Origin of the sequence: Niastella populi, from assembly GCF_002078015.1 — a bacterium.
In the GTDB taxonomy this organism is placed as follows: Bacteria; Bacteroidota; Bacteroidia; order Chitinophagales; family Chitinophagaceae; genus Niastella; species Niastella populi.
The window spans coordinates 1-25,666 of sequence record NZ_LWBP01000217.1 but is presented as its reverse complement, the minus strand read 5'-3'; the positions used below and the strand labels follow the sequence as shown (position 1 = coordinate 25,666).

The 25,666-nt window shown below is 45.9% G+C and carries 19 protein-coding genes; 13 read left to right on the top strand and 6 right to left on the bottom strand.

Annotation, left to right across the window (positions count from 1 at the left end; translation table 11 throughout):
- Window positions 1–2 precede the first annotated feature (2 nt).
- The 10 genes from A4R26_RS28280 to A4R26_RS28235 all read left to right on the top strand — a co-directional run bounded on the left by A4R26_RS28280 (window position 3) and on the right by A4R26_RS28235 (window position 14,510).
- Window positions 3–920: a polysaccharide deacetylase family protein gene (locus tag A4R26_RS28280; protein WP_081169899.1), complete on the top strand. Its 918-nt coding sequence runs from the start codon at window positions 3–5 to the stop codon at window positions 918–920.
- 3 nt (window positions 921–923) lie between these two features.
- Window positions 924–1,943: a DUF354 domain-containing protein gene (locus A4R26_RS28275; RefSeq protein WP_081169898.1), complete on the top strand. Its 1,020-nt coding sequence runs from the start codon at window positions 924–926 to the stop codon at window positions 1,941–1,943.
- Window positions 1,944–1,949: 6 nt separating this feature from the next.
- Window positions 1,950–3,257: a nucleotide sugar dehydrogenase gene (locus A4R26_RS28270; RefSeq protein ID WP_081169897.1), complete on the top strand. Its 1,308-nt coding sequence runs from the start codon at window positions 1,950–1,952 to the stop codon at window positions 3,255–3,257.
- A 182-nt stretch (window positions 3,258–3,439) separates the two neighbouring features.
- A complete protein-coding gene (locus A4R26_RS28265; protein WP_081169896.1) occupies window positions 3,440–4,180 on the top strand; it encodes a class I SAM-dependent methyltransferase in 741 nt (246 codons plus the stop codon).
- A gap of 82 nt (window positions 4,181–4,262) precedes the next feature.
- Window positions 4,263–5,636: an exopolysaccharide biosynthesis polyprenyl glycosylphosphotransferase gene (locus tag A4R26_RS28260; protein WP_081169895.1), complete on the top strand. Its 1,374-nt coding sequence runs from the start codon at window positions 4,263–4,265 to the stop codon at window positions 5,634–5,636.
- A gap of 34 nt (window positions 5,637–5,670) precedes the next feature.
- Window positions 5,671–8,808 (top strand): T9SS type A sorting domain-containing protein, encoded by a 3,138-nt coding sequence (locus A4R26_RS28255; protein WP_081169894.1) that lies wholly within the window; start codon window positions 5,671–5,673, stop codon window positions 8,806–8,808.
- A gap of 23 nt (window positions 8,809–8,831) precedes the next feature.
- Complete coding sequence (locus A4R26_RS28250) at window positions 8,832–9,896, top strand: NAD-dependent epimerase/dehydratase family protein (protein ID WP_081169893.1); 1,065 nt, start codon at window positions 8,832–8,834, stop codon at window positions 9,894–9,896.
- Between the two features lie 15 nt (window positions 9,897–9,911).
- The gene (locus tag A4R26_RS28245) at window positions 9,912–11,096 is read left to right on the top strand and encodes an aminotransferase class V-fold PLP-dependent enzyme (protein ID WP_081169892.1); all 1,185 of its coding nucleotides are present in this window, start codon (window positions 9,912–9,914) and stop codon (window positions 11,094–11,096) included.
- Window positions 11,041–12,729: a GNAT family N-acetyltransferase gene (locus tag A4R26_RS28240; RefSeq protein ID WP_081169891.1), complete on the top strand. Its 1,689-nt coding sequence runs from the start codon at window positions 11,041–11,043 to the stop codon at window positions 12,727–12,729. Before A4R26_RS28245 ends, A4R26_RS28240 begins: the two co-directional genes overlap by 56 nt.
- A gap of 32 nt (window positions 12,730–12,761) precedes the next feature.
- Window positions 12,762–14,510, top strand: coding sequence for a GNAT family N-acetyltransferase (locus A4R26_RS28235; RefSeq protein ID WP_081169890.1), 1,749 nt, complete (start codon window positions 12,762–12,764; stop codon window positions 14,508–14,510).
- A 121-nt stretch (window positions 14,511–14,631) separates the two neighbouring features.
- Here A4R26_RS28235 and A4R26_RS28230 read toward each other — a convergent pair whose 3' ends face one another.
- Entirely contained in the window at window positions 14,632–15,426 is a 795-nt protein-coding gene (locus tag A4R26_RS28230) for a polysaccharide lyase family 20 protein (protein ID WP_133054809.1), read from the bottom strand.
- A gap of 118 nt (window positions 15,427–15,544) precedes the next feature.
- Window positions 15,545–16,849, bottom strand: coding sequence for a polysaccharide lyase family 20 protein (locus A4R26_RS28225; RefSeq protein WP_081169888.1), 1,305 nt, complete (start codon window positions 16,847–16,849; stop codon window positions 15,545–15,547).
- Window positions 16,850–18,315: 1,466 nt separating this feature from the next.
- Between A4R26_RS28225 and A4R26_RS28220 the strand changes: the two genes are divergently transcribed.
- Window positions 18,316–19,578, top strand: a complete 1,263-nt coding sequence (locus A4R26_RS28220; RefSeq protein WP_165760444.1) for a PQQ-dependent sugar dehydrogenase — start codon at window positions 18,316–18,318, stop codon at window positions 19,576–19,578.
- Between the two features lie 144 nt (window positions 19,579–19,722).
- On the opposite strand, the gene A4R26_RS28215 is transcribed toward A4R26_RS28220, so the two are convergent.
- The 4 genes from A4R26_RS28215 to A4R26_RS28200 all read right to left on the bottom strand — a co-directional run bounded on the left by A4R26_RS28215 (window position 19,723) and on the right by A4R26_RS28200 (window position 23,575).
- Window positions 19,723–21,438 (bottom strand): ribonucleoside-diphosphate reductase subunit alpha, encoded by a 1,716-nt coding sequence (locus tag A4R26_RS28215; RefSeq protein WP_081169886.1) that lies wholly within the window; start codon window positions 21,436–21,438, stop codon window positions 19,723–19,725.
- Window positions 21,439–21,479: 41 nt separating this feature from the next.
- Window positions 21,480–22,454 carry a ribonucleotide-diphosphate reductase subunit beta gene (locus tag A4R26_RS28210; RefSeq protein WP_081169885.1) on the bottom strand — a complete coding sequence of 325 codons (975 nt, stop codon included), beginning with the start codon at window positions 22,452–22,454 and terminating at the stop codon, window positions 21,480–21,482.
- A gap of 467 nt (window positions 22,455–22,921) precedes the next feature.
- A complete protein-coding gene (locus A4R26_RS28205; protein ID WP_133054808.1) occupies window positions 22,922–23,212 on the bottom strand; it encodes a hypothetical protein in 291 nt (96 codons plus the stop codon).
- Between the two features lie 12 nt (window positions 23,213–23,224).
- The gene (locus A4R26_RS28200) at window positions 23,225–23,575 is read right to left on the bottom strand and encodes a hypothetical protein (protein ID WP_081169883.1); all 351 of its coding nucleotides are present in this window, start codon (window positions 23,573–23,575) and stop codon (window positions 23,225–23,227) included.
- Between the two features lie 232 nt (window positions 23,576–23,807).
- Between A4R26_RS28200 and A4R26_RS28195 the strand changes: the two genes are divergently transcribed.
- Window positions 23,808–24,113, top strand: a complete 306-nt coding sequence (locus A4R26_RS28195) for an antibiotic biosynthesis monooxygenase family protein (RefSeq protein ID WP_081169882.1) — start codon at window positions 23,808–23,810, stop codon at window positions 24,111–24,113.
- Window positions 24,114–24,774: 661 nt separating this feature from the next.
- Window positions 24,775–25,666, top strand: an 892-nt coding sequence (locus A4R26_RS28190) for an immunoglobulin domain-containing protein (protein WP_207625840.1), incomplete at its 3' end; no start/stop codon positions are given.

Genomic DNA, 25,666 nt, shown 5'->3' with positions numbered 1-25,666 from the left:
TTATGCGCAGAAGTTTACGAAATGTACTCGGTTATATAGCCGCGAATACATTTATTCTGGCAGGATTTGTACGTCAGGCCAGGAAAAAAGCATTGAATACACCATGTATCATCCCCCTCTATTTTCACAAGCCCGAAAAACAGGAGTTTGAATTCTGTGTGAGGTGGCTGAAGAAAAAAGGGTTCAGGTTTTTAAGTCCATACGACATTGAAAAGGTAAAAAAAGGGGAGTTGCCATTCCCTACGGGCGGGGTTTGCATTACAGTGGATGATGGCTGGCAGTCGAACGTAAAGAACGTGGTAGAGGTAGCCAACAGGTACGAAGTGCCGGTGACCATTTTTGTATCAACCACACCGGCTGAAGAAGGCGCTTACTGGTGGTCGTATGTGCACCAGGCCAAACAAAAGGGAATGCTGGAATTCACTAAAAAGGAATTGAAAAAAATGCCGGAAGAAAAACGGCTGGGCATAATACAGGAGTTGAAAAAGAAAGTGTTCCCCGGCAGGGACGCCATGACGGTTGAAGAGGTAATATCAATTGCCAATTCTCCCTTCGTAACCATCGGGTCACATACCCAAACACATCCTATTCTCATTAACTGCCAGGACAAACAGGTTTATGACGAATTAAAAACATCGCGGCAAAAACTGGAAGCATGGATAGGGAAGGAGGTGCCTTATTTTGCATACCCTAATGGTGATTTTAGCCAGCGCGAAATTCAGATCCTGAATAACCTCGATTATAAACTGGCCTTTTGTTCTCAACCGAAATACCTCACGCCCGAACTGCTGAAAGACCATTACATGTTGCCAAGATTTGGTTTCCTGGAAGGCGCATCAGCCGCCGAAAACATCTGCCGTATTACCGGCGTATGGCAGTCGATGATGTTGAGAATACCGCATCCCGGTTTAAAAAACTGACACATGAAGATCCTTTTCGACATAAAACATCCCGCGCAGCTTAACCTTTTCAAAGGGATCTCGAAGGAATTGCAGGAGGAGAACTGGGAGGTAACGATCTGTTATCTGCAACGGGGCAAATTACCCGGCATAATTAAAAAGGAATATCCGGGTTTCAATACGGTGCCGGTGGGTAGCAGCAATGGTACAAAATGGTCGATCCTCTGGGATGGCAATATCAAACGCACGCTTGCTTTTCTTGACCTGATAAAAAAAGAGAATTATAACATCTGCGTAGCGGCCAGCAGTATTCCTTTGGCGCTTGCCTGTAAAATTGCCGGCATACCGGTGATACAGTTTTATGACGATCCTGAACGCAGGCGCATCAACCGCATAAACGCCGGCTTGTCGAGCCAGTTGTTCTTTCCGCCCATCGTTGAAAAGAGCAGCAAAGTATCGGTGTTCAATTGTTTAAAGGAATGGAGCTACTTAAGCCCCAGCCGGTTCAAACCGGCAGAAAAAGCGCTCACGCCATACGGCCTTGAACCATATGAATACATTTTTGTGCGCGAGGTAAGCAACAAATCATTCAACTATTACAACCAGCAGGACGGCATCATCAGCAGTTTTGCCGGTAACATACATACAAACACCAGGGTTGTTTTATCGCTGGAAGATAAAAGTTATGCCGGCAGGTACCCAAAACACTGGACCATTTTACAGGAACCGGTGGAAGATATTCACTCGCTCATTTATTACTCGCGGCTGGTGCTGTCATCGGGCGACAGCATGGCAAGGGAAGGAGCTATGCTCGGTGTGCCGGGCATTTACTGCGGCACCCGTAAAATGAAAGCCAATGAACTGCTGATGGAAGCGGGCCTGCTGCAACATTTACCGGGCGACAGTGCATTGCCTTTTATAAATAAATGCATTGACATGCATTTCGACCGCGAAAAACAATCAGGAACAAGAAACCAACTGCTTCAGCAATGGGACGATATGACCGTCTTTATGAAAGAGCAGATTAACAGATATAAATTGTAACACACCATGAAAATCTCGATTTTCGGATTAGGCTATGTAGGATGTGTAAGTGTTGGCTGCCTAGCCAAAAACGGCCATGAAGTAATAGGAGTTGATGTAAGCGAATTCAAAGTGGAGCTTATCAATAACGGCCAGGCCACTATACAGGAAAAAGACATCGACCACATTCTGGCCGAAGGACATGCGAAGGGCAGTATTTCAGCAACCATCTGCGCCGAAGAAGCCGTGCACAACACCGACCTTAGCATTATTTGCGTAGGTACGCCCCCCTCATCGAACGGCCACCTGAACCTTTCTTACATTTTTAAAACGGCTGAACAAATAGGAAAGGCGCTGAAAACAAAGGACGGTTTTCATACAGTGGTGATCCGTAGCACAGTGGTGCCGGGCACCAACATACGCTATGGTGAAATTGTGGAAGAATGCTCAGGCAAAAAAAGAGGCCACCATTTCTCCGTGGTTTCAAATCCCGAATTTTTACGGGAAGGATCAGCTGTATATGATTATTATCATCCGGCAATTACAGTAGTGGGCGGCGATAATACGGTTGCCATGGAAAAAGTGGCTTCATTATACCGTTGCCTGAATGCGCCCATTGAAATAACCGACATTAAAGTAGCGGAGATCATTAAATATGTAAACAATAGCTTCCACGCCCTGAAAATTGCCTTCTCCAATGAAGTAGGCACCATTTGTAAAGCATTGCATATAGATCCGTTCAAGGTAATGGACCTGTTCTGCAAAGACACCCGGCTGAATATTTCGCCGGCATACCTGAAACCGGGCTATGTATTCGGCGGCTCCTGTTTACCCAAAGACCTTAAAGGGCTGGTAACGCTTGGGCACGATAACTATATCGATACGCCTGTACTGTCAATGATCAATTCCTCCAATGAACAACACCGCAAAAAAGCGGTTGACATGATCACCGAAACCGGCAAGAAGAATATTTGTATGGTGGGGTTGAGCTTTAAAGAGGGAACAGACGATCTGCGGTTCAGTCCGTACGTTGACCTGGCCGAAACGCTTATAGGCAAAGGTTACCGGCTTACCATTTATGATGAATACGTTAACCTGTCGAAACTGATAGGCGCCAATAAAGCGTACATCAATGAGCGTTTACCGCACTTGTCGGAACACATCAGTAATAACCTGGAAGATGCTATTTCGGCAAATGATGTGGTTGTCATCAGCCACCGCAATTTCGATGGCAAAAACTATCACCATCTGTTGAAAGAAAAAAGCGCCATCATCGACCTTGCCAGAATTCACGACCTGGAAGAACTGCCGAATTATGAAGGGATCTGCTGGTGAAACGTGAAACGGCAAACGTGAAACGTGAAAGGATTCCCGAGTGTTCAGGATGTTTCACCTGACTGCGCCGTTAAAAAACCGCTTGCCTTAGCAAGGCAGGCCGCGTTGAGGTTTGCCGTTTCACGTTTCACGTTTCACGTTAAGCCTGAACGTTAGCAGTAATTTTTCTTAAATCTTAAATCATGACACAGAAAATTGCTACCGATTTTTATGACCTCATGGTCAGCAAAAAAATGTATTCCCGCAAATCGAATTTGAAATTCTACCTCAACAATCTTTTCGAAAATGTTCAACTGGCAGAAAAAGATGTACTGGATGTAGGCGGCGGCCGGGGTTTGCTTTCATTTTACGCGGCAATAAAAGGCGCAAAAAGGGCCATATGCCTCGAGCCAGAAGTAGACGGCTCGCGGAACGGAATGATAAACGGCTATAACGAGATCCGCAGCGAACTGCCGGAATCACTCCCCGTAAATCTGCTGCCGCTTACGTTGCAGGAATACCTGAAACAAACTGAGGCCGCATCGTTTGATATTGTCATAATGCATGCCTCTATCAACCACCTCGATGAAGAAGCCTGTATTCATTTACTGGATGATGACGCAAGCTATCACCGGTACCTGGCCGTTTTCAAAAACGTATACAGGGTCATGAAACCAAACGGCACTTTGATAGTTACCGATGCTTCGCGCAACAATTTCTTCAATGATCTTGGCATTAAGAACATCTTCGTACCAAGTATAGAGTGGCACAAACATCAGCAGCCCAAAACCTGGATCTCGCTGCTCAAAGCGGCCGGTTTTAAAAATCCAACCACCCACTGGCTCACCCCAAACAGGCTGGGCTATCCCGGCAAATTGCTCATGGATAACTACTTCATGTCGTATATGACAAGAAGTGGATTCAAGTTTACCATGAATAAATAACCTGCCCGCTCTTCATTCCCGCTAAATACCAATATTCCCTGTGACGTTCCTGAATTTCTTCACTATTAAAGCGAGCTTTCATATGCCTGTTCAAAAGCAGAAAAGCGAGATCCCTTACCTGGCAGTTGATCTACTTCCGCTGATCTTTGTTTTCATCACTGTTTTTTATTGTTACCGGGATTTCAGCTTTTCAAAACGAGATTGGATCGCATTATCAGTTTCTATTATTCTGTGGTGCCTTGTGGAGTATCTGGTAAAACACCGGTATGCCAGTTTAACCGTAAAACGTCAAAAGCGGTTTTCGAGCCATTTAAAAACATACATAAGCCTTATCATTCTTGAGTTCGTTGTACTGTTGTATTTACCTGTTCCCGTTATGTTCTGGAAACAGGTTATTACCATCACCTTCGCTATTTTTGCGCTCGACATCTTAATTAATTTTTTACTTATCGACAGGCTGAATGGCGAAACGGCCACGCCAAAATGCGTTATCGTTGCCGGCACGGGAAACAAAGCGAAGATCGTAGAGGACCAGGTTGCTACAAGCCATAACCCCGGTTACCAGTTAAAAGGGTTTATAACCTGCAACCAGGACGCCTGTATGATCGAAAGTAAAAAGGTATTAGGCGACCTTGACAATATCGATGTATACCTGCAGGCCAATGCCATCGATGAAATTGTGATCGCATTACCCGATCACGAAAAAATAAATATTCAAAAGGTGCTGTCGGTAGCCGATTACCATGGCATAAGGGTTAAATATGTTTTGGATTATCATGAGTTGTTCGGCAATCATTACAGGATCACCAGGTTCGGGCAGGTAGATGCAGTGAACATACGCGAAACGCCCTGCGATGGGAAGTTTGCCGGCTTTATTAAGAATTGTTTCGACAAGGTATTTGCCGTTGCAGCCCTCGCTTTCTTATTACCGCTCTTCCTGGTCATAGCCATATTGATAAAACTCGAATCACGCGGACCGGTCTTTTATTGTCCCATCAGGATCGGCAAAGGCGGCAAGCCATTCAAACTGTTCAAGTTCCGGAGCATGCGTCAAAATGATGATTCGGCAGCCGGAACGCAGTCCACGCAGCTAAATGACCCGCGGATCACCCGCATTGGTAAAATACTGAGAAAGTACAGCATCGACGAATTGCCGCAGTTCATCAATGTATTGCTGGGAACCATGAGCGTGGTGGGCCCGCGCCCGCACAGAAGATACCTCAACCTTCAGTTACAACAAAACGTTTACCATTACATGCTGCGGCATTATGTAAAACCCGGTATTACGGGCTGGGCGCAGATCAACGGCTGGCGGGGCCCTACCGATACGGAAGAACAAAAAAGACAGCGTACCCTGCACGATCTGTGGTATGTAGAGAACTGGTCGTTCCGGCTCGACATCAGGATCATTTTTCTTACCATCTTTAGCTCCAAAGTGCGTAAAAATGCTTACTAAATAATTGATCTGACATTTAAAAACGCCATCTGCCATGAAAAGAACATTCCTGTTCTGGCTATGCGTGTTGCTGGCCGGGTATGAATCACATGCGCAAACCACATTCTTTACATATGGCTCCGCGTGGAAATATCTCGATAACGGCTCCGATCAGGGTACCGCCTGGCGGGCGCCCGGGTTCAATGATGCCGCCTGGAGTACCGGGAACGGAAAATTCGGTTATGGGCTGCCCGGGCTTACAACAATTGTAAACTATGGCCCCAACATCAACCAGAAATACATTACCACCTATTTCAGGAAAACGATTTCCATAGCCAACCCGGCTATGTTCTCATCGTTTACCGGCGGCGTATTGAGAGATGACGGTATTGTGGTGTATGTAAACGGAACGGAGGTTTACCGGAACAGGATGAAAGCGGGAACCGTTACTTATCAAACGTTAGGACAGGACGCTTCCGACAATGCATCTGTAACCCAGTTCTTTGATATCAGCAATTCCCAATTTGTCAGCGGCGACAACGTAATAGCCGTTGAGATCCATCAGAAAACGGTCACCAATTTCGACCTGGGTTTCGATATGCAATTGCAGGGGATGGGCGCAGCACAGGATCTTACCCCCCCGGTTGTTTTAAGTATCAACCGGCAGTCTCCCGCTTCTCCATCAACCAGCGATTCAACGCTTACATTCAGGATCGCTTTCTCTGAGAAAGTAAGAGGGATCGATGCTGCCGATTTCACCCTTATGACGGTTTCGGGAACGGCTGCCGGCGAACTACGCGACAGCTCGGTGAAAGCGGTCAATGCCGATAGTATCGCTTACGATGTTACGGCATATGCGGTACAACCCACCGGTGTATTGCGATTAGACCTGAATGGCAGCGGAACCGGTATTACCGATACCGCAGGCAATGGTATAGCCGCCGGTTTTGAGAACGGGGAAACCTATACTATCGAATCAATTGAGCTACCGGTGGTAACAGGCATCAACCGGCAGCAGCCGGTCACTGAGGTCACCAGTGCCAGTGCAGTTACCTACAGGGTAGTATTCTCAAAAAAAGTGCAGGGAGTAGATGCTGCCGATTTCACCCTTATGACGGTTTCGGGAACGGCTGCCGGCGAACTACGCGACAGCTCGGTGAAAGCGGTCAATGCCGATAGTATCGCTTACGATGTTACGGCATATGCGGTACAACCCACCGGTGTATTGCGATTAGACCTGAATGGCAGCGGAACCGGAATTACCGATACCGCCGGCAATGGTATAGCCGCCGGTTTTGAGAACGGGGAAACCTATACTATTGAATCAAATGGGGCTCCGGTTGTAACAAGTATCAGCAGGCTACTGCCGGCCAGTGAGGTTACCGATACCAATGCAGTGACCTTTCAGGTAGTATTCTCAAAAAAAGTGCAGGGAGTAGATGCTGCCGATTTCATTCTGCACACCAGTGGCGGCAATGTGCGGGGAACGCTGATGAAAATAGCCATGGAAGCAACTTCTGTCATCCTTACCGACGCAGTTGCACCGGCAGGCGCCGATAGCACCGCATGGAATGTAATGGTAAGAGCAATTTCAGGAAGCGGCAGCCTTCGGTTAGATGTGAAAAATAATAATACCGGTATTACCGATGCCGGTGGAAATGCATTGCAGGGCGGGTTTACCGGCGGACAAAGCTATACCATCAATGCCAACCCCTACCAGGGATTTACTTCTTTATCAGATGTGAACCCCATAACCATATCTACCACAACAAGGGAAATTCCTCAGGGAAAAATTTGGAATTATGATGGGAAATGGTGGTCGATCCTTTCAACCTCCGATGGAACAAAGGTCTTCCGATTGGATGGCACCGGATGGACGGACGTATTATCGATCGCCACTGCAGGGAATGCGAGGTCCGATTGCAGGGTGGTGGGCAGCCTGGTACATGCCATCCTGTTCCGGGGCGCCAATAACACTTCCTATCTTGTTTCCCTGGAATATGACCCTGTGTTACATACCTACAAAAAATGGAGCCAAAGAACATCCAACGTTAATATTGTATTTGAGTCGGGAACCCTCACCACAACGCTCGATATAGATACTACAAACCGGCTCTGGCTGGCCTCGAACAACAGTGGAAATATAGTGGTGCGCCACAGCGACCCGCCTTATTCAACATGGAGTTCCCCGGTTGTCATTGCTTCTGGAATTACGAGTAGCGATATTTGCGCCATCACTGCCCTGCCATCCGGAAAGATCGGGGTATTCTGGTCGAACCAGAACGTCAAGCGCTTTGGTTTCAGAACACATAACGATGGCGACGGTCCAACCCTATGGTCTGACCCCGAAGTGCCGGCCTCACAATCGGCATTGGTGCAGGGTAATGGAATGGCCGATGATTATATAAACATTCTGGCAGGCAGCGATGGTTCCCTGTATTGCGCCGTAAAAACGGGTTATGATAAAGACGGCCTTCCAACCATTTCATTACTGGTACGCCGCCCGAACGGTACCTGGGACAACCTGTACCCTGTAACCTCATCAAAAGAAGGGAACAGGCCTATTGTTGTTTTGAATGAGGCACTGGGAAAAATCAGGGTATTCTATTCAGAACACCTCAATAATTTCGATGGTACCCGCAGCAGCGATATCCTTTACCGGGAATCGTCGTTATCTTCCATTGCGTTCGGCCCGCCAATAACGTTAATGAGTGGAAAAGGGCTGAACCGGTATGAATATACCACCAGCACACACCAGGTATACAACCCCGATATTGTAATAATGGCCTCGGATGAAAACGCCAGTCCGCTCCAAACCGTGTGCGTCCTGGCCTCGGACCCGGTGACCCCGGAAACAATGGCAAGGGTAGCCACTGCCGAAAAAGCGCCGGTGCTGACGATGCAGGCGGAAGGCGAAGCAAAAACGAACAATTTACGATCAGCCGCCCTTGCCCGGCCAAATCCGTTTACCAACAGCACTACGATCGAGTTCAGTTTATCGCAGGCAGGCCGGTATACCATCAGATTATACGACTTTACCGGCAGAATGGTAAAAGTGGTAAAACAGGGCTTTTCCGAGGCCGGCATCCGTAACAACGTGCGGATCGATGGCGCCCAACTGCCGAACGGATTGTACCAGGTGAACATTCAAACCGATGAACAGGTGCGCACCCTAAAACTCCTTAAGTATTAATTCCCCTTTTAAATACGTGAACTATGCAACCAACCACCGACCAAACCGGAAGAATAACCGCAGCCTCGTTCCTGGTAACAGGCGGAGCGGGATTTATAGGATCTCACATTGCCGAGCGCCTGCTGGCTGCAGGCGCCAGAAAAGTACGGGTGCTTGATAATATGACAACCGGGCATTTTCGCAATATTGCGCCCTTCGTCAACCATCCGCGCTTTGAATACGTCCAGGGCGACATTCGCGACATTACCGCCTGTAATACCGCCTGCAAAGGGATTGATTTTGTATTGCACCACGCAGCATCAGGATCGGTACCGGATTCAATAAACGATCCGATAACAACGAACAATATCAATGCTACCGGCTTCCTGAATATGCTGGTAGCCGCACATGCGGCACAGGTAAAGCGTTTTATCTATGCCTCCAGCGCCTCCATTTTTACCGATAATCAAACCACGCCCCTGGCAGGACTGCCCGGCAACCCGGAGTCGCCCTATGCGGTTTCGAAATATGTAAATGAACTGTATGCCGACGTTTTTTCGAGGCTGCATGGCATGGAAACCATCGGGCTTCGTTACTCCAACGTGTTTGGCCAGCGGCACAACCCGCTCAGTGAATATGCCGCCGTTATTCCAAAATTTGTTATGCAGCTCATAAAACATGAATCGCCGGTCATTGACGTCGATGATGAGTATAGCCATGATTTTATTTACATCGACAATGTAGTGCAGGCCAATATGCTGGCCGTTCTTACCACCAATGCAAAAGCGGTGAACCAGGTATACAATATAACTTTTGAAGAACGCACCTCATTGAACCAGCTGGCGAAATATCTGCGTGAATTCCTCAGTTCATTCGACCAGAGCATAGCCGGCGTAAAGATCATGAATGCGTTTACCCAAAAACACAACGTTCATCCTTATGCCTACATACAGAAATCGAAAAAACTGTTAGGGTACAATCCCAGCTATTCATTACGCGACGGGTTGTTGAAATCGGCAGGCTGGTATTGGGCATATTTACCGCGTTTTGTTGAAGAAGCGGTTACAAAAAAACAACAACGCCAACAGGTAGCTGCAGTTTCCGCATAACCAAACTTATGTCCCATGTTATTCGCACGTCGTTTATCCATCTGGCCCACGTTGCCGCTCAACGTTCATTTCAGGAATGACTCCGGCTGGCTTCCTTTTCCGCTGAATGACGGCGGCTGCCGTATTTTTTCCAGGGCGCGCCATGCCATCTGGCATGCATGCCGCACCCTGGGACTGGGAAGCAGGGATGTGGTGCTGGTACCGGCCTACCATCATGGCTGTGAAATAGAAGCACTGATACAGGCCGGGGTGAAGATCAGGTACTACGAACTGAACGAGCTGCTGGAACCCGATGTCAAAAGCCTTGAACAACAGCTCACTTCAGATGTGAGCGTGTTATACCTGATCCACTATCTTGGCTTTCCCCAGGATGCCAAACGCTGGCGGCAATGGTGCAACGAAAATGACCTCCTGCTTTTTGAAGATGCGGCCCAGGCGTTCCTGAGCGAAATAGACGGGCAGCCTGTTGGCACTTTTGGCCATGCGGGGGTGTTTTGCCTGTATAAGACCTACGGCATACCCGATGGCGGCGCCGTGGTAACGATCGTTCCACCCGGAAGGCCCACTTCGGAATTGCAATGGGGCGGCTGGCGGGTTTTTAAACGGCATGTAAACTGGGTAGCGGAACGATCGGCGCTTATAGGTTCGGTTCACCTGTTCATAAAACCATTTACAAAACTGTTAAGAAGAAAAAAGAACCACAACCCGTATAAAGAGTTCGAAATGGGCGACCCGTTCTCACCGCCTTTAGCCCTGACGACGAAACTACTGCCGAAACTGGTTGATGAAACCACGGCAGCACGGAGAAGGGAAAATTACCAGTTCCTGCTCGATGAGCACCGGCTGCTGGTACCCCGGCCCTTTCAAACATTGCCGCAGGGCGCCAGCCCGTTTGCCTTTCCCATAGAATCGAATGATGCAGATGCGGTGCTTAAAAAACTAAGGCGTTATGGCATTGAGGGGTTGCTTTTCTGGCGCAATGCACACCCATCGCTTCCGGCAGAAAAGTTTCCCTTTAGTATGGCGTTCCGAAACCGGGTGTTTGCCGTGCCGGTACACCAGGAGCTAACCACGAGTGAACTGTTACAGATCTCGGAAGCGGTACATAAATCCATAATAGGAAATCATACAATTCCCATAGCCAATGATAGCTACAGCAGCAACCCAAAAAACAATCGCCCCCTTCACTCCACCAGGTAAAGGAACAGTCGAACTGCTGATGGGCCCGCCGGTTCTAAAATTGCTGGAGGACCCCGGCTTTCTTGACGAGTGGAACCAGCTTTATCACAACTGCCCCTGGGCTACGGTTTTTCAAAGCCCTTGCTTTGTGGCTACCTGGTACCGCGTCTATGGATCGGCGTACCTGCCCATTCTCATAAAATCAGAGAACGCCGGAAAACTTACCGGTTTGCTTACACTGGCAAAAGATAAAAAAGGGTTGATCACCGGCGCGGGCGCCAGCCAGGCAGAGTACCAGGTATGGCTCACCGAAAATGAAAATGATGAAGTATTTATTAAGTCGGCCCTCGCCAAATTGTACCGGTTCTTTCCCCGCAACAGGATCCTGTTTAAATACATACCTGCCGGCGTTTCATTACAATTCACGAAAAAGGATACGCCCTGGAATAACCGCTGTTTTGTAAAATGTTCACCACAGCCGGTAATGGTTATCAATGAAGAACATTTCGTAACCGAACTGAAAAAGAAGAACCGGCGCGAAAAGATAAACCGGTTAAAAAGGTTGGGCGATCTGGAATTCGAACGCATCACCGATTACAACGGGTTCAATACCGTTTTTGATGAACTGGCTTTGCAATCCGATTTCAGAAAAGGGGCCATGTACAATAAACTGGCCTTTAAAAACGATCCGGTCAGAAAGAACTTCTTACTCGCGTTATTTGAACAAAACCTGCTGCATGTAACTGTTCTAAAGACCAACGACAAAATAATTGCCGCCAATGTCAGTATTGGCACCAACAAACAGCTTCACCTGCAGGGTATAAACTGCTTTGCGGCAGCGCTGGCGCGGCATTCCCCCGGTATCATTCATTTTCTGATGCTGGGCAAACTGCTGGCCGAAGAAGGTGTGGAAGTATTTGACCTTACGCCCGGTGCAGATGGCTACAAAGAAATACTGGCAACTGATCACTCGGTAGCCTATACGCTCAGCATCGGAAATAAGTACCATAATATTTCAAACCGCCTTCAATCGGTACTGAACAAGAGCTTCAAAAAAGCCGCAATTCTTGCGGGAATAAAACCCGATGCGCTGAAAAAAGCAAAAAGAACCTACACGTTTTATAAGGATAAGTTCATACATGTGACCAGGCAGGGCGTGGTGCAAACAGCCAGGTTCATTATAGAAAAATTCAACCGGCAAGGCAAAACTTCAAAAACCTGGGCCGTTCAAAAAGAAAGCAGGGTAGGCGGTGTATTCAACCTGCAGTATGACGATCTGAAAGAACTGCTCGATTTCGACACCCGCGAAATAAAGTACAGCCGGCAGGAATTTCTGGCCGATGCCATGCGCCGCTTCGAAGAAGGCGCACATTGTTATACCTGGACCGACAATGGGTTGTTATTAGGTTGCGCCTGGATCGCCAATATGCGATCGGCAATCAGCGGGTACAATTATGGAAACGACACCGAAGATTTTATCATGTCACTGTCGGGCATCTATTGCCATCGCAAAGGCCGGAAAGGATTTCCTTTGTTCCTGCGCTCTATTGCCAATGCGCTGGCCCTCGACACCGTGCAGAATAAATTATTTATAGTTACCGACTGTAATGACGACCGGCTGTTTGAGCAGGCAGGTTTTCAACGTCTGAAATGACCACCCCAACCAAATAATGTAAATGTGACTTTATGAACACGGCTGCCAATTCAACAAACGATCTATATGAAAGCCCGGTTCCGGAAGTAAAACCTCAACCGGTAATTGAAACCGGGACCCGGTTCAATAACAACAGCGACTCCTTTGAGTTGATAAAAGGAGATGCTGTGATTGCCCTTCTCAATAACGATAGCGGGTTCCGGCAAAGCTGGGACCTGCTTTTCGAAAGCTGCCCCTGGGCTACGGTTTTTCAAAGCCGGGCATTTGTGACCGCCTGGTACCAGGTATACCACGAAGAACATTGCCCGCTCCTTATAATAGCGGTAGAGCAGGGACAGCTCAAAGGCCTGCTGCCCCTGGCGTTTTTGAATACCAATGAAGCCGAGGGGCCGGCAGAAAAGCAAAGCGGCCGCATCACCGCAGCCGGGCATTATGAAGCCCTTTATCAAACCTGGCTGGCGGCTCCTTCAGACGGCGATGCCTTTATTAAAAAAGCATCGACCGAATTACTGAAACAATTTCCGGGCTATTATCTTTCCCTCCGGTTCCTGCCGCAGGGAACGCCAATGAAATGGATAACCGATGACCGGCAATGCCGTAAACGAAGCATTATACAATCGCATACCTGTCCGCTAATTCATTTAAAGGGAACAGGGAGTGAAAAGATCTTTCAGCATAAAAAGCATTTCAAATATAAACTGAACCGGTTAAAGAAACTGGGTGAAGTTCGTTTTGAGACCATCAGCAACCTGCAACAATTTAAAAACAGCCTGCATGAAATGGCTGTTTTGTACGATTTCAGGCAAAGCGCCCTGTTCAATAAAAGCCCTTTCAGCGAAGACCCGGCTAAAAAAGATTTTCTGCAGGAATTGTTCCGGCTGCAACTGCTGCATGTTACAGAATTAAAAGTGGATGACAATATAATAGCGGCGGTAGTTGCCGTTGGGGGAAAAGACAGGGTATACCTGGCCGGCATCAACTGCCATTCGCCCACTCACGCCCGGTCGTTCTCACCCGGCTTTCTGCATTTTGTATTATTGTCACAGCAACTGGCAGCGGAAGGTTATAGCTATTTCGATCTTACCCCGGGATACGACCCCTACAAAGAAGAACTGGCCAACGAGCATGAAAATGTATATGAACTGGTGATCAGCAACAGACCGTCGTTCCGGATCAAAAGGCGGATAAAAAAGTGGGTCCATGCACGCCTGGTGGCTGCGGGTAAACGCCCGATGACCATCGAACTGCAATGGAAGCGGTATGGCTACCTGGTAAAACAACACAGCCCGGCGTCGCTGATAAAGCGTATGTTCAGGGTATTTCATAAAAAAGAAAAACAAAAAAGCTTTCTGTTACAGGCATTCGAAAACCCTTCCACAAAAATCCCATTGGCACACGACAACATAATCGACCTGCTGGCTTATAAAGCCAGTAAAAAAACGGGGCTTTCGAAATGGGATTTCATGTACGATGCTTCCTACCGCCTTGAAAGAGGACAACATTGCTATACCTGGATGGAGAATGGTATACTGGTATGTTGTGCCTGGGTAAGCTACACCGATGTGCTGTCACCTAAAAAAGACAACGATCCCGATGCCGATAAAAAGTTTGAGATCCATGGGTTGTATTGTCATTCAGCCGGCAGCGGCCGGTTAACCGGATTTATACATGCAGTGATCGATGAAGCTGTGAATGTAGAGAAGAAGCACTTTATTATAACGAATGAACCTATGTTTTGTAAACAGCTGGAGGAAATCGGGAAACGGGAACGTGAAACGTGAATCGGCAATCGGCAATCGGCAATCGGCTTGAATTTCGAGCGGCGCAAGGTAGTAATATAATCTGAATAATAGTGAGCATATTCACGATTCACGATTGCCGATTCACGGGGATTCACCACCATCATCTTTTCATCTCAGCCAATGACGCATGTTCATTGCCTATTGAAATGGCATCGAAATACAAAACTCTTTTGTGGGCTTTTGTTTTGGCATCTCCGTTCCAGGATGATTTATATACACCAAGTTTCCATTTCGGTGTATGAAAAACGCCTGAACTGAGATCATACATGTTGGCCCCACTATGATTTACCAGTAACACTCCGTTACGCCAGATCTCAACGAGACCACTGGCCGTGGCGGAGTGTTTTACATGTATCACGTAATATTGCCATTTCTCTCTTTCTATTGCGCCCATTTCGATCACCTCTTTACCTTTTGGGCGGGTGTTTATTCTCAATCGTAACTTATTGTTCCTTGTTCTTATACAAAGGGAAGGAGTAGCCTTGCCGCCCTGGTGCCACTGGCTTATAACTTCATCGCTGTTGTCGGCATCATAATCTTTGCGGGGAAAATAAATGGCAAAGGCATACCAGCGTTCAGAATTGGCCTTATTGTCAAAACCCGGAAAAGATATTTCGGCCCGGGTGCCGTTTTGGTTTTCCGGGTCGCTGTCCCTGAGCTCGAAACGGGCTGCTTTCTTTCCTTCATAAACCGGGCTTTCCACTATTTGCAAACCCCATGGGGTAGCAGTTTGGGTTGATACAAAAGCAGGGAAGGCCTCCTTTTGTTCAAAATCTACGCTGTAAATTATATTCGTTTGTTCTTCATTTATATGCATTTTTTCTTCATTGTGGCTGTACAGCATCATTTGACATAGTAAGATCAGGAGCAACAATATGGGTTCCTTAGGGATCACGTTTGACAATTTTAATTTGGGGAATTGGGGGCAGGGATCAGTTCATTAAAGTTAATAAAAAAAGGTGTGCCTTCCGTCATTGCGGAAAGCACACCTTTTTATTACCTATAATCCTTTCTTACTTTACGATAGTGAAAGTAATTGTTTTTGCCGTACCCATTGTACCGGATGCTTTATTAGCTGAATAGGGAGTAGCCTTTAAAGTGTAGGTACCCAGTGCAGGCGGGTTCCAGTTGCCATAATAGAAATTACCATCGCCGTTATCGCCATGCAGCGCATAGGGGGCATCGCTATCTGTGAATGATTTGCTTTGCTTGCCGCTTAGAACAAATTTCACGCTGCTGACGCCATCAGAAACAACCGCACGGATATTCGCCTTTTCAATTTTTAATGCGCTGAGGCTAATGGTTGCGCCATTGGTGATAGACACTACATCTTTTTCAGTAGCAGAGTTCACCAGTTTGAAATCGATAACGCTATTACTGGTTGAAGGCGCAGTAGGTTCGGTTACCGGCGGCTGGCTTGACGTACCATCATCCGGACTGGTAGGTTCGGTTGGCACAGTTGGGGTAGTGGAACCATTCTTGTTAGGCACCATATCGGCATAGGTAGCATTCTCATTACCCAGCCTGATATCATCGAAATACAGTACCCGTACATTGGTCATGGTTGTTCCGCTGCCATTCCAGTTAGATTTGTAAATACCCATTTTCAGTTTCGGATTATGGATATCGCCTGTAACTGCATACATATTGGCGCCTGAACGGTTCATGATCTTTACGCCATCGCGCCATATTTCAATTAAACCGTCTGAACCGGAAGAGTGTTTAACGTGAATGACATACGCACGCCATACGTCTTTTTCGAAGGCGCCTATATCTACCCATGTGCCCAGTATACGCATAAAGATCCGGTCTTTCCTTACCCGAAGGCATAGTGCCGGTGTTTTACCACCGCCCTGGTGCCATTGGCTGATCACATCATCATCATCATCATATTTAAACTTATCCGATGGTGCATATAACGCATAGGAGTACCAGCGGTTCAGGTTGGTTGCATCGTCGGGGAAGCTGATCTCGGTTCTCGTACCGTTCTTAACTTCAGGATCGCTGTCCCTTAATTCGAAACGGGCCGACTTCACACCCTGGTAAACAGGGTTCGAAGCAGCTGTAATAGCATAGGATGTTGCCGTATGTTTGCTTACATAAGTACTGAAAAGACTTGAAGATTCGGCATCATCAGACCAAAGCAGGTTACCAATCGCTCTTGTTGAAACAGAAGCATTCAGGTCTTCAGTGTTTTCAACAGTAGGTTCTACCACCCCTTTTTTACAGGATACGATCGAAGCCATTAACAGGGATACGGCCAGCAGTCGCTGGTTCTTACGAAAGAAGTTGCCAGTTTTACGCATTGATGTTTTCATTTGTGGTTATTAATTAATTTAAATACAGCGTCTCACCTGTCTGCATGATTAGTAAGCACAAGGATCCCCCATTCGCGTCGCAGGCGTGTATTTTTTTACCTGTGACACGTTAATCATGAAGACGCATCCTGAATTTTCTGTTTTTCCTTTAAGAGTGGGCCATACCTCTCCCAAGCCGCGTCCGGAGCTCATTTCCGGTTAGCGGTAAGTTGCGTTCATAGGGTATTTTGCACGAATAAGGAAAATGTCAATAGCTGTAGATAAGGTTATTCAAAGGATAATGATACAGATAAGGCCGGGATAAAGTTTACGACCGTTCTATTGGATAATAACTATGAGCGCAAGCAGATAGACATACGCAGATCCGCCTGGCTCCAGCCATTATACAGTAGCATGTACTGCAAGCCGGAACATTCCATTACAGGTCTCCCGAAAAGGAGATCTTAATGCCTGTTCAACCGTTCATGACTCTTGTGAAAAATAAACGACTGTGAAGACGAGAATCCTGAATTCACTACCGCATAGCTGGGGGCTAAGGGTATTGTACCGGTACGGAATATCAGTTTTCTTTTAAGTACCGTCTGGAGTGTCAGACAGATTCCGGTTGCAATAAAATATGCACGCCGGAGGAGTGTACCTTTCATTGTGTTCATCACAGGGATAATTTACGTTTTCTAAAAGAGTATTTATGCGCCATAAAATTTACAAATATGAAGCCAGAAACCATAGTGAAAATTGGCGCTCAATCAGTTGATGCGGGAATGTGTATAAACCATAATAAGTGTATTTACTTACCATTTTTTCAAAACAACTGGTTTACAGAAAAGTAGAAAACGGAGGATGTTTACCGGAAATGATATAATTGGGCAGGCAAAAAACTTTTACAGGCAATGAACGCCTGTAGCATTCATGTAATGAATACTCCTGATCTCTTTAGAAAACGTAAAAGAAACACTTTATTCCCTGGTCATTTGATATATATCAATTCATATGCCCCACACTTTTTCCCATTTGCTTCAAAGTTTTGCTGTTTTTATTAACCCAAATGTGTTATTTGAAATTCACCAACCACTGGCTTTGCGTATACAATTCCACATACCACTACATGTATCTTGAACGCAACGAACAGGGCCAATGTGGAACAAGGTTTGCATTATAATTTCCATATTGCTCCGGGACTTTTTCTACCCTTATATTCTGCATAGTATTCGCTTCAATATTCATGGAACCAGTCCTTTTCAGTTAATTTATTTATTTAATTTAACTGTCATTTTATATGGCAGCCTGGTTTGTATTGTGCTTATCGCAATAGTCTTAACCAAAAAAAATAACGTATCATGAGACGCAACCATTCTAACATTGCAAACCGGCAGATTCCTACTCTTAGAGCACTCACTATAATTACTTTACTGGGTATATTGATACTTCTATTGCAAGCCTGTCAAAAACATAAAGACTCCGACGAAATGAAGGGAGTGGATCTGGAACTGATAGCGGAGGACTTTGTTTCACCCATACAGGTGCTTGCAACGCACAACAGCGACCGGTTATATGTAGTTGACCAGGTAGGGAAGATCTGGGTAATAGACGGCAACGGTTATAAACGCCCAACGCCTTTTTTGGATCTTAGCAGCAAAATGGTAACGCTCAATGCCAACTATGATGAACGGGGTTTACTGGGTGTGGCATTTCACGAAGATTTTAAAACCAATGGCCGCTTCTTTGTTTATTACCAGCTGCCGCCCCGGGCCGGCGGCCCGGTACCGGGTGCAACCTGGAACAATCTCAGCCGGGTTTCTGAATTCAGGCTATTGCCCGACGGTTCGCGGGCCGACCCCAATTCGGAAAAAGTGATCATTGAATGGGACGATCCGCAATCGAACCACAATGGCGGCGCGCTCGTTCTGGGGCTCGACAATTACCTGTATATCGCCGTTGGCGATGGCGGCGGCGCCAATGACGTAGGCCCGGGCCATGTAGATGACTGGTATACGACCAATAGCGGCGGCAATGCACAGAACATTGAAGCCAATTTCCTCGGCAAAATATTATGTCTCGATGTTGATAACGGCTCTCCGTATATAGTTCCCTCAACCAATCCGTTTGTAGGTAAACCCGGCCTCGACGAGATCTTCGCGTTCGGGTTCCGCAACCCTTACCGCATGACATTCGATATGGGAGGAGAACACGGGCTAATAGCTTCGGATGCCGGCCAGGTACTATATGAAGAGATAAATGTTATAAGAAAAGGCGCCAATTTTGGCTGGAACGTTCGGGAAGGCATGCATTGCTTTAATACAGCGGATAATAAAACTACATTGCCAGACTGCCCCACAGTTGATGACCGCGGCAAGCGACTGCTTGACCCGGTTCTGGAACTCAATAATTATCAAAACCCGTTGGGGGGAAAAGCAACAACCATCATTGGCGGGTATGTTTACCGCGGCACACAATTGAAAGGCTGGGATGGCAAATATGTTTTCGGTACTTTTTCTCAATCACCTTCAACACCCGACGGTGAATTATTCCTGGCAACGATGAGCACCGGCGAAGGTGCCGGCCCATGGCAATATGAAGAAGTGTCTTTGAAAAGCCATCCCGATGATGTGGGATACTATATTAAAGGTTTTGGCCAGGATGATGATGGGGAAGTGTACCTCACCGTAACCTCAATAGCGGGCCCTACAGGAAATACCGGCAAGGTGTTCAAACTGGTGCCGGCAAAATAATGTAAAAAATAAGAATTTGGATTATAGAGAAGAGCAAGAAAAGAGAACCCCTGATTCTTCAGGGGTTAATTTTTTTAAGGATAGCAAACACCGGTCCTTTCTTAACTGAACCGATGTCTGCCGCTATAAATTATTCCACAGCAATTATGCTTCACAGCTTTTGCAGGTAACCAGGCTGGTCACCATTTCTTTTGAAACACTCTGGCTGCGTTGATAGTAAAGCGTTTTAACGCCCAGTTTCCACGCTTCGATCAATAATTTATTTACTTCTTTTACCGGAAGATCTGCCGGGATGTTGAGGTTCAGGCTTTGCGACTGGTCAACATATTTCTGACGGATTGCCGCCTGCTGAATGATCTCGAGCTGGCTGATCTCCTTAAAAGTTTTGAATACTTCTTTTTCTTCAACCGTTAACTCTTTCAGGTGCTGCACGCTGCCGTGGTTCAGCATAATGCTGCGCCAGGTATCTTCATTGTCGATCCCCTTTTGAACAAGCAACTCCCTGAGGTATTTATTCTTTCTCATGAAGTTCCCTTTCGATAAACCGGCTTTATAATAGTTGCTGCTGAATGGTTCAATACCCGGTGAGGTTTGTCCCAATATGGCAGAAGAAGAAGTGGTAGGCGCAATAGCCAGCAGGGTAGTGTTCCTGCGGTCGTACCCTTTTAACAATTCCGGCTCGCCATAGATCCAGGCCAGGTCTTTACTGGCTTTTACCGCTTTCTCCTGTATGTCCTTGAAAATAGTTGTGGTCAGTTGTTTGGCGCGCAGTCCTTCCCACGGGATCATGTTCTTTTGCAGGTAAGAATGCCATCCCAATACACCCAGCCCAAGCGCACGGTGTCTTTTTGCAAAACGATTCGCAGATGCCAGGTAATGATTGCCTTCCGTTTTTACGATGAACTCCTGTAATACAGCATCCAGGAAGAAGATCGCCAGTTTAACGGCATTCGTATCTTTCCATTCGTCGTATAACTCCAGGTTCATGGAAGAAAGACAACAGATAAACGATTCGTCTTCGGTAGAAGGCAGCATGATCTCAGAACAAAGATTGCTGGCATTGATGGTAAGGTTCGAATCTTTATATACCTGTGGTTTGTTCCTGTTCACATTATCGGTAAAAAAGATATAGGGCAGGCCTTTTTGCTGACGGCTGGCCAGCACCCTGGCCCAGATCTCTCTTTTCTTCATATCGCCATCGATCATGTCCTGCATCCAGTAATCGGGCACACAAACGCCATTGAACAGGTTCTGGATGGGGTGGCCGATATCTTTGATAGAAAGGAATTCTTCAATATCGCCGTGATCGATATCCATATAAGCGGCAAATGCACCCCGGCGCACACCGCCCTGCGAAATGGTATCCATTACGGTATCGAAAAGGCGCATAAAGCTCACGGCGCCGCTGCTTTTTCCGTTATCGGTAACGGCGCTTCCTCTTTCTCTCAATGCGCCAAAATAGGCCGACGTTCCGCCGCCCAGTTTTGTTTGCATGATCACTTCACCCAGTTTGTGCGTAATACCTTCAATATTGTCGGGTATATGCACATTGAAGCAGGAAATAGGTAACCCTCTTTCGGTGCCCATATTGGCCCAGATGGGCGAGCTCAGGCTCATCCATCCTCTTTCTATCATCTCTTTGAACGATTCCTTCAATTCCGGTTTGTATAACCGTTGGGCGGCTGCCGAACAAATCCGTTCTATAGCACCTTCCACAGTTTCCCCTTTCAACAAATAACCCCTGTTAAGGATCTGCTCACTCTCTTCGTTCTTCCACCACAATTTCTCTTGTTCATATTTACCTGCAATATCAGATAGCTGATTGGCAGGCGGGGCTATTGTTTCAAATAAATTCGTCATGCAACAGGATTTTATTTTTGGCTATAAAAAAACTTGTTCTGTTAAAAAAGATCATGTGCCGAAATGCTCTTGTCGAACTTGGTGTACTCAACCGGCCGCTTGGCAAAGAAATCATCGAGGCTGTTTGAGAATACTTCTTCTTCAAACCATAACATGGACGCGTATTCTTTTGAAGAAATATTAAAAATAGGCTCGATGCCAATTTGCTGCAGGCTGTCATCGGCTCTTTTCTTCATGAAATTGCTCAGGTCGCGCTTTTGAATGATGTCGATCTCGCCTTCGGAAAAGATCCAGTCGAGCATACGTTCTTCCGTGGCAATGGAAAGCCTCACCGTTTCCCTTACTTTTTCATTCATTGCTGCGGAGAAAAGTTCGGGGTATTCCTCTTTCAGCTTGTTCACCAGATATATTCCCGCATTGGCATGGATCTGCTCGTCAACCGAGGTCCAGGCAATGATATTACTTACATTTTTCATCAGCCCCCTGAATCGCGTAAAGGCCAGGATGATGGCGAACTGGCTGAACAGGCTCACATTTTCGATCAGCAGGCTGAATAATATAAGTGTTATTGTATATTCTTTCTGGTCTGTTGATTTGGCATGCTGCAAAGCATTGGATAAATATTGTATCCGTTCCTTTACTATGGGCACTTCTATCAGCGCTTCGAACTGGTTGTTATATCCCAGTACTTCAAGCAAACGCGAATAGGCTTCGGAGTGCCTGAACTCACATTCGGCAAAGGTGGCGCCCAGTCCGTTTATTTCCGGTTTCGGAAAATGATGGTACAGGTTGCCCCAGAATGATTTTACCGCTACTTCTATCTGAGCAATGGATAACAAACTGTTTTTAATGGCGTTTTGTTCGGCCGCAGTCAAATTGGCATGAAAATCCTGGGTATCGGCAGTAAAATCTACTTCGGAATGAACCCAAAAAGACTTATTGATGGCAGCCGTGAACTGAAGTACTTCGGGATATTCAAATGGCTTATACTGAACCCGCTTGTCAAATAGACCCATAGTAAACGATTTTTATACAGTGCAAAGACCTCCTCCCTTCATTTACGCATGAAAGAAAAAGATCAGTAATTATTTAATTGGTGGTTTTTCCGTCCAGTGGTGGGGATAAAGATCATAATTTATTAATTTCCTGAGCGTGAAAGAAATTAACAGCATGTTGATAAGCAATATTTCATTTTACAAAACGCTGACAGAATAAGGTTTTAGGCCCGTAAAGCACAAAAAGCCGCCTCAAAAAAATGAGACGGCCTTTTGCTAAAATATAGTGGTCTTTGGGGAGTGCTCCCCGCCGCCTTAAAAGTCGTATCTCCATTTTGCGGCTGTAAAATAATACACGAAAAACGATAAAAAAGACCGGCAGCGAAAAGCTGCAGTAAAATGATGCCAGTAAAACAAGTTGTACGCAGGTTGCAAGGCAGGGGATGGTGACAGGGAAGGTTAGAAGAAAAAATCAGGTTCAGCTATTACTATAGAGGATCATGTTTTTTAGCCTTGAATATGGGTTCATTGTAAGGAAAAGGGTGTTCCATTTTCGATTTGGGTTTTACACCTGGTTCATTTCGTGTGCCTTTTTTCATGCCTGCAATGCCAATAGAAACCACAGGAGCAGGAAAGTGATTGGTGATGATGCCATTATTTTTACGCAGGGAAGTATGTTGGCTCATAAATAAATATTTTGCACAATTTATAGCAGGGGTGGGGGCAAAAATGTGAGATTGGTCAAACCTTTTGATGAAGTTGGTCATGACCGGCGTCATAATAACCGTATTTCACTTCTTCAATTTCGCTTCCACCGCTTGTTTTCTTTTCGTCCAGCGGAGCAACGGCTCGGGTATATAATTCGGCTTTCCCTTTTTATCTATCAGCCCCGAAGACCGGCTGATCTTTTCACTAAGCCTTTTTATCGCCGCCTGCGATCTGGCGGTTTGCAACACCGCGGCAGTTTGCTTTTTGAAATGATCGCCAAACACTTTCAGCGCCCGGTTAATAAGTTGTAATTCTTTTTTATATTCCTTTTGCTTACGGTAGTAGATCATGAGCCGGTCGTACGGAAACGGATCGATGGCGCCGGATTTTGCCTGCTGCTGGTAGAAGGTTATATCTTCTGCGGCCTGTGTCATGCAATACCCAAATGCAAAAACTGCACCTGTAAATAAGGCGCCGCATAACTGCTACAAATTCAAATTACTGAAAGCTGATAAGAACAACAGGTCAATATTTTATTACGCAGGTTCCATTTTTAATCGTACCTTATCATACATAAGATCGCTGCAAACCCGCTTCCTTTTTACATCCGCACAATTACATCTCGTGCTCAGCCATTTCTTCATTTTATAAACAAAAGGAGGTTTTATGATTGTACGTCTCACTTACCTGAGTTTTCTGCCCAATAACCTGGTACAGGCGAAACAAATTTACCACGACGAAGTTGTTCCTACAGTAAGAAAACAAAAAGGCAATATCGATTGCCGGCTGCTTGAACCAATGGATAATAATGATGAATACATTTCCCTGACAACCTGGGAAACAAAAGCCGATGCCGATGCCTATCATAGCAGTGGTATATACCGCGACCTTGTAAACAAGGTAAAAAAAGATTTTGCCAAAGACCCGGTACTAAAAGTGTACGTGTCTGAAAGTATTTTGGAACATGCATAGTGTGCGTCGCCGGCTTACTATAAAAAGGGCCTGTAAAAGGGCCCTTTTTTATAAATGATTTTTGTGGAATCTGAACATATGGAGGATCGATAACTTCACAATTTGACTAAAAATTAAAGTCCAATAGCTGTAAAAACCAGGGCAAACAACTGAAAATGTTCTATATCAGCACTTTTGATCTCAATTGACAAACAACACTTTGTATCAAAAACTTGCTTTTGATCAATAATATAAAAAAAAACATCAATGGATTATAAAAGTTAAAATTGTTGAGTATCTTGTATGAGAATTTATACCCATATTAAAACGGCCTGATTTCCCGGAAACATTCAAATCCACGATGTTTCATTTCCAATTTCCCTCTAAAACCTTTGTTACCACTTTTTACAGGAAACTGTGTTATTCCTTTTATTCTCGGTAAAACCAATATGAATTCAGGTTCAACTGATCTGATTCCATGGTAATTTATCACCAAAACTAATTGATGAAGAATGTCTACTTCCTCAAACAGAATATCTATGGCCGTTAGTTAACCATTCCGGCAAAAGATACACATGGTGCTCTAAATCTTCTATGCAGATTCTGCCTGGACAAGTATTCGTATTGTCCCAATAACACTATTCATCTTTTTTTATCGTGCCATGAACAGCCCTAAACCTTCATGAAAGATAGTTTTGTACATATCTTTAATGGATCTGCTACCCTTATAAACGACCACAAGCACACCGGCGGTCGTTTGGGCTTTGCTGTACTTATACTTCTTAGTTTTGTTATACCCTTCTTTGCGCAGGCACAACACCTCGATAACAGGAAAAGGCTCGATTCTTTTCAAAGAGCAAGAACCGCTTCAACTTCTTCCATTTTAAAAATACTGGCTAATACATACACTGTAACCGGCGGCGGCGCTTATTGCAGCGGCGGTAGCGGTGTAGCTGTTGGTCTCTCAGGTTCACAATTAGATACTGTTTATCAACTTCAATTAGATGGCGTTAACATAGGAACACCTGTAACAGGTACCGATAACCCCATCAGTTTTGGATTGCAAACAGCTGCCGGAACATATACGGTTGTGGCCAATACTGCCGATGGAACGATATCGATGAATGGCCAGGCTACGGTAAGCATCAATCCGATACCAACGCCAACAGCAGGAAGCAACACACCGCAATGTGTTGGCTCAACCCTGAACCTGAACGCCAATGGGGGAGTTAGCTATACCTGGACCGGCCCTAATGGGTTTACCTCCAATGCGCAGAATCCTGTAATCAGTAATGCAACGGCACCCGCTTCGGGAATATATACAGTAATGGTTACTGATGGAAATGGTTGCTCAGCGACAACTACGACAAACGTAACCATCAATGCATTGCCTACACCAACGGCAGGAAGCAATACACCGGTTTGCGCAGGATCTACATTAAACCTCACCGCCACCGGTGGCACAAGCTATAGCTGGACTGGCCCGAATGGTTTCACTTTAAATACTCAAAATCCAACTATTAACAATGTAACCATTGGCGCTTCCGGTGTATATACCGTAACGGTAACAGATG

Excerpts from the sequence above, each read along its gene's own strand:
- A4R26_RS28270 (WP_081169897.1), top strand. The coding sequence starts at position 1,950 with ATGAAAATCTCGATTTTCGGATTAGGCTATGTAGGATGTGTAAGTGTT.
- A4R26_RS28265 (WP_081169896.1), top strand. The coding sequence starts at position 3,440 with ATGACACAGAAAATTGCTACCGATTTTTATGACCTCATGGTCAGCAAA.
- A4R26_RS28220 (WP_165760444.1), top strand. The coding sequence starts at position 18,316 with ATGAAGGGAGTGGATCTGGAACTGATAGCGGAGGACTTTGTTTCACCC.
- A4R26_RS28200 (WP_081169883.1), bottom strand. The coding sequence starts at position 23,575 with ATGACACAGGCCGCAGAAGATATAACCTTCTACCAGCAGCAGGCAAAA.
- A4R26_RS28210 (WP_081169885.1), bottom strand. The coding sequence starts at position 22,454 with ATGGGTCTATTTGACAAGCGGGTTCAGTATAAGCCATTTGAATATCCC.
- A4R26_RS28245 (WP_081169892.1), top strand. The coding sequence starts at position 9,912 with ATGTTATTCGCACGTCGTTTATCCATCTGGCCCACGTTGCCGCTCAAC.
- A4R26_RS28255 (WP_081169894.1), top strand. The coding sequence starts at position 5,671 with ATGAAAAGAACATTCCTGTTCTGGCTATGCGTGTTGCTGGCCGGGTAT.
- A4R26_RS28215 (WP_081169886.1), bottom strand. The coding sequence starts at position 21,438 with ATGACGAATTTATTTGAAACAATAGCCCCGCCTGCCAATCAGCTATCT.
- A4R26_RS28250 (WP_081169893.1), top strand. The coding sequence starts at position 8,832 with ATGCAACCAACCACCGACCAAACCGGAAGAATAACCGCAGCCTCGTTC.
- A4R26_RS28235 (WP_081169890.1), top strand. The coding sequence starts at position 12,762 with ATGAACACGGCTGCCAATTCAACAAACGATCTATATGAAAGCCCGGTT.
- A4R26_RS28225 (WP_081169888.1), bottom strand. The coding sequence starts at position 16,849 with ATGAAAACATCAATGCGTAAAACTGGCAACTTCTTTCGTAAGAACCAG.
- A4R26_RS28275 (WP_081169898.1), top strand. The coding sequence starts at position 924 with ATGAAGATCCTTTTCGACATAAAACATCCCGCGCAGCTTAACCTTTTC.
- A4R26_RS28280 (WP_081169899.1), top strand. The coding sequence starts at position 3 with ATGCGCAGAAGTTTACGAAATGTACTCGGTTATATAGCCGCGAATACA.
- A4R26_RS28195 (WP_081169882.1), top strand. The coding sequence starts at position 23,808 with ATGATTGTACGTCTCACTTACCTGAGTTTTCTGCCCAATAACCTGGTA.
- A4R26_RS28205 (WP_133054808.1), bottom strand. The coding sequence starts at position 23,212 with ATGACGCCGGTCATGACCAACTTCATCAAAAGGTTTGACCAATCTCAC.
- A4R26_RS28260 (WP_081169895.1), top strand. The coding sequence starts at position 4,263 with ATGCCTGTTCAAAAGCAGAAAAGCGAGATCCCTTACCTGGCAGTTGAT.
- A4R26_RS28240 (WP_081169891.1), top strand. The coding sequence starts at position 11,041 with ATGATAGCTACAGCAGCAACCCAAAAAACAATCGCCCCCTTCACTCCA.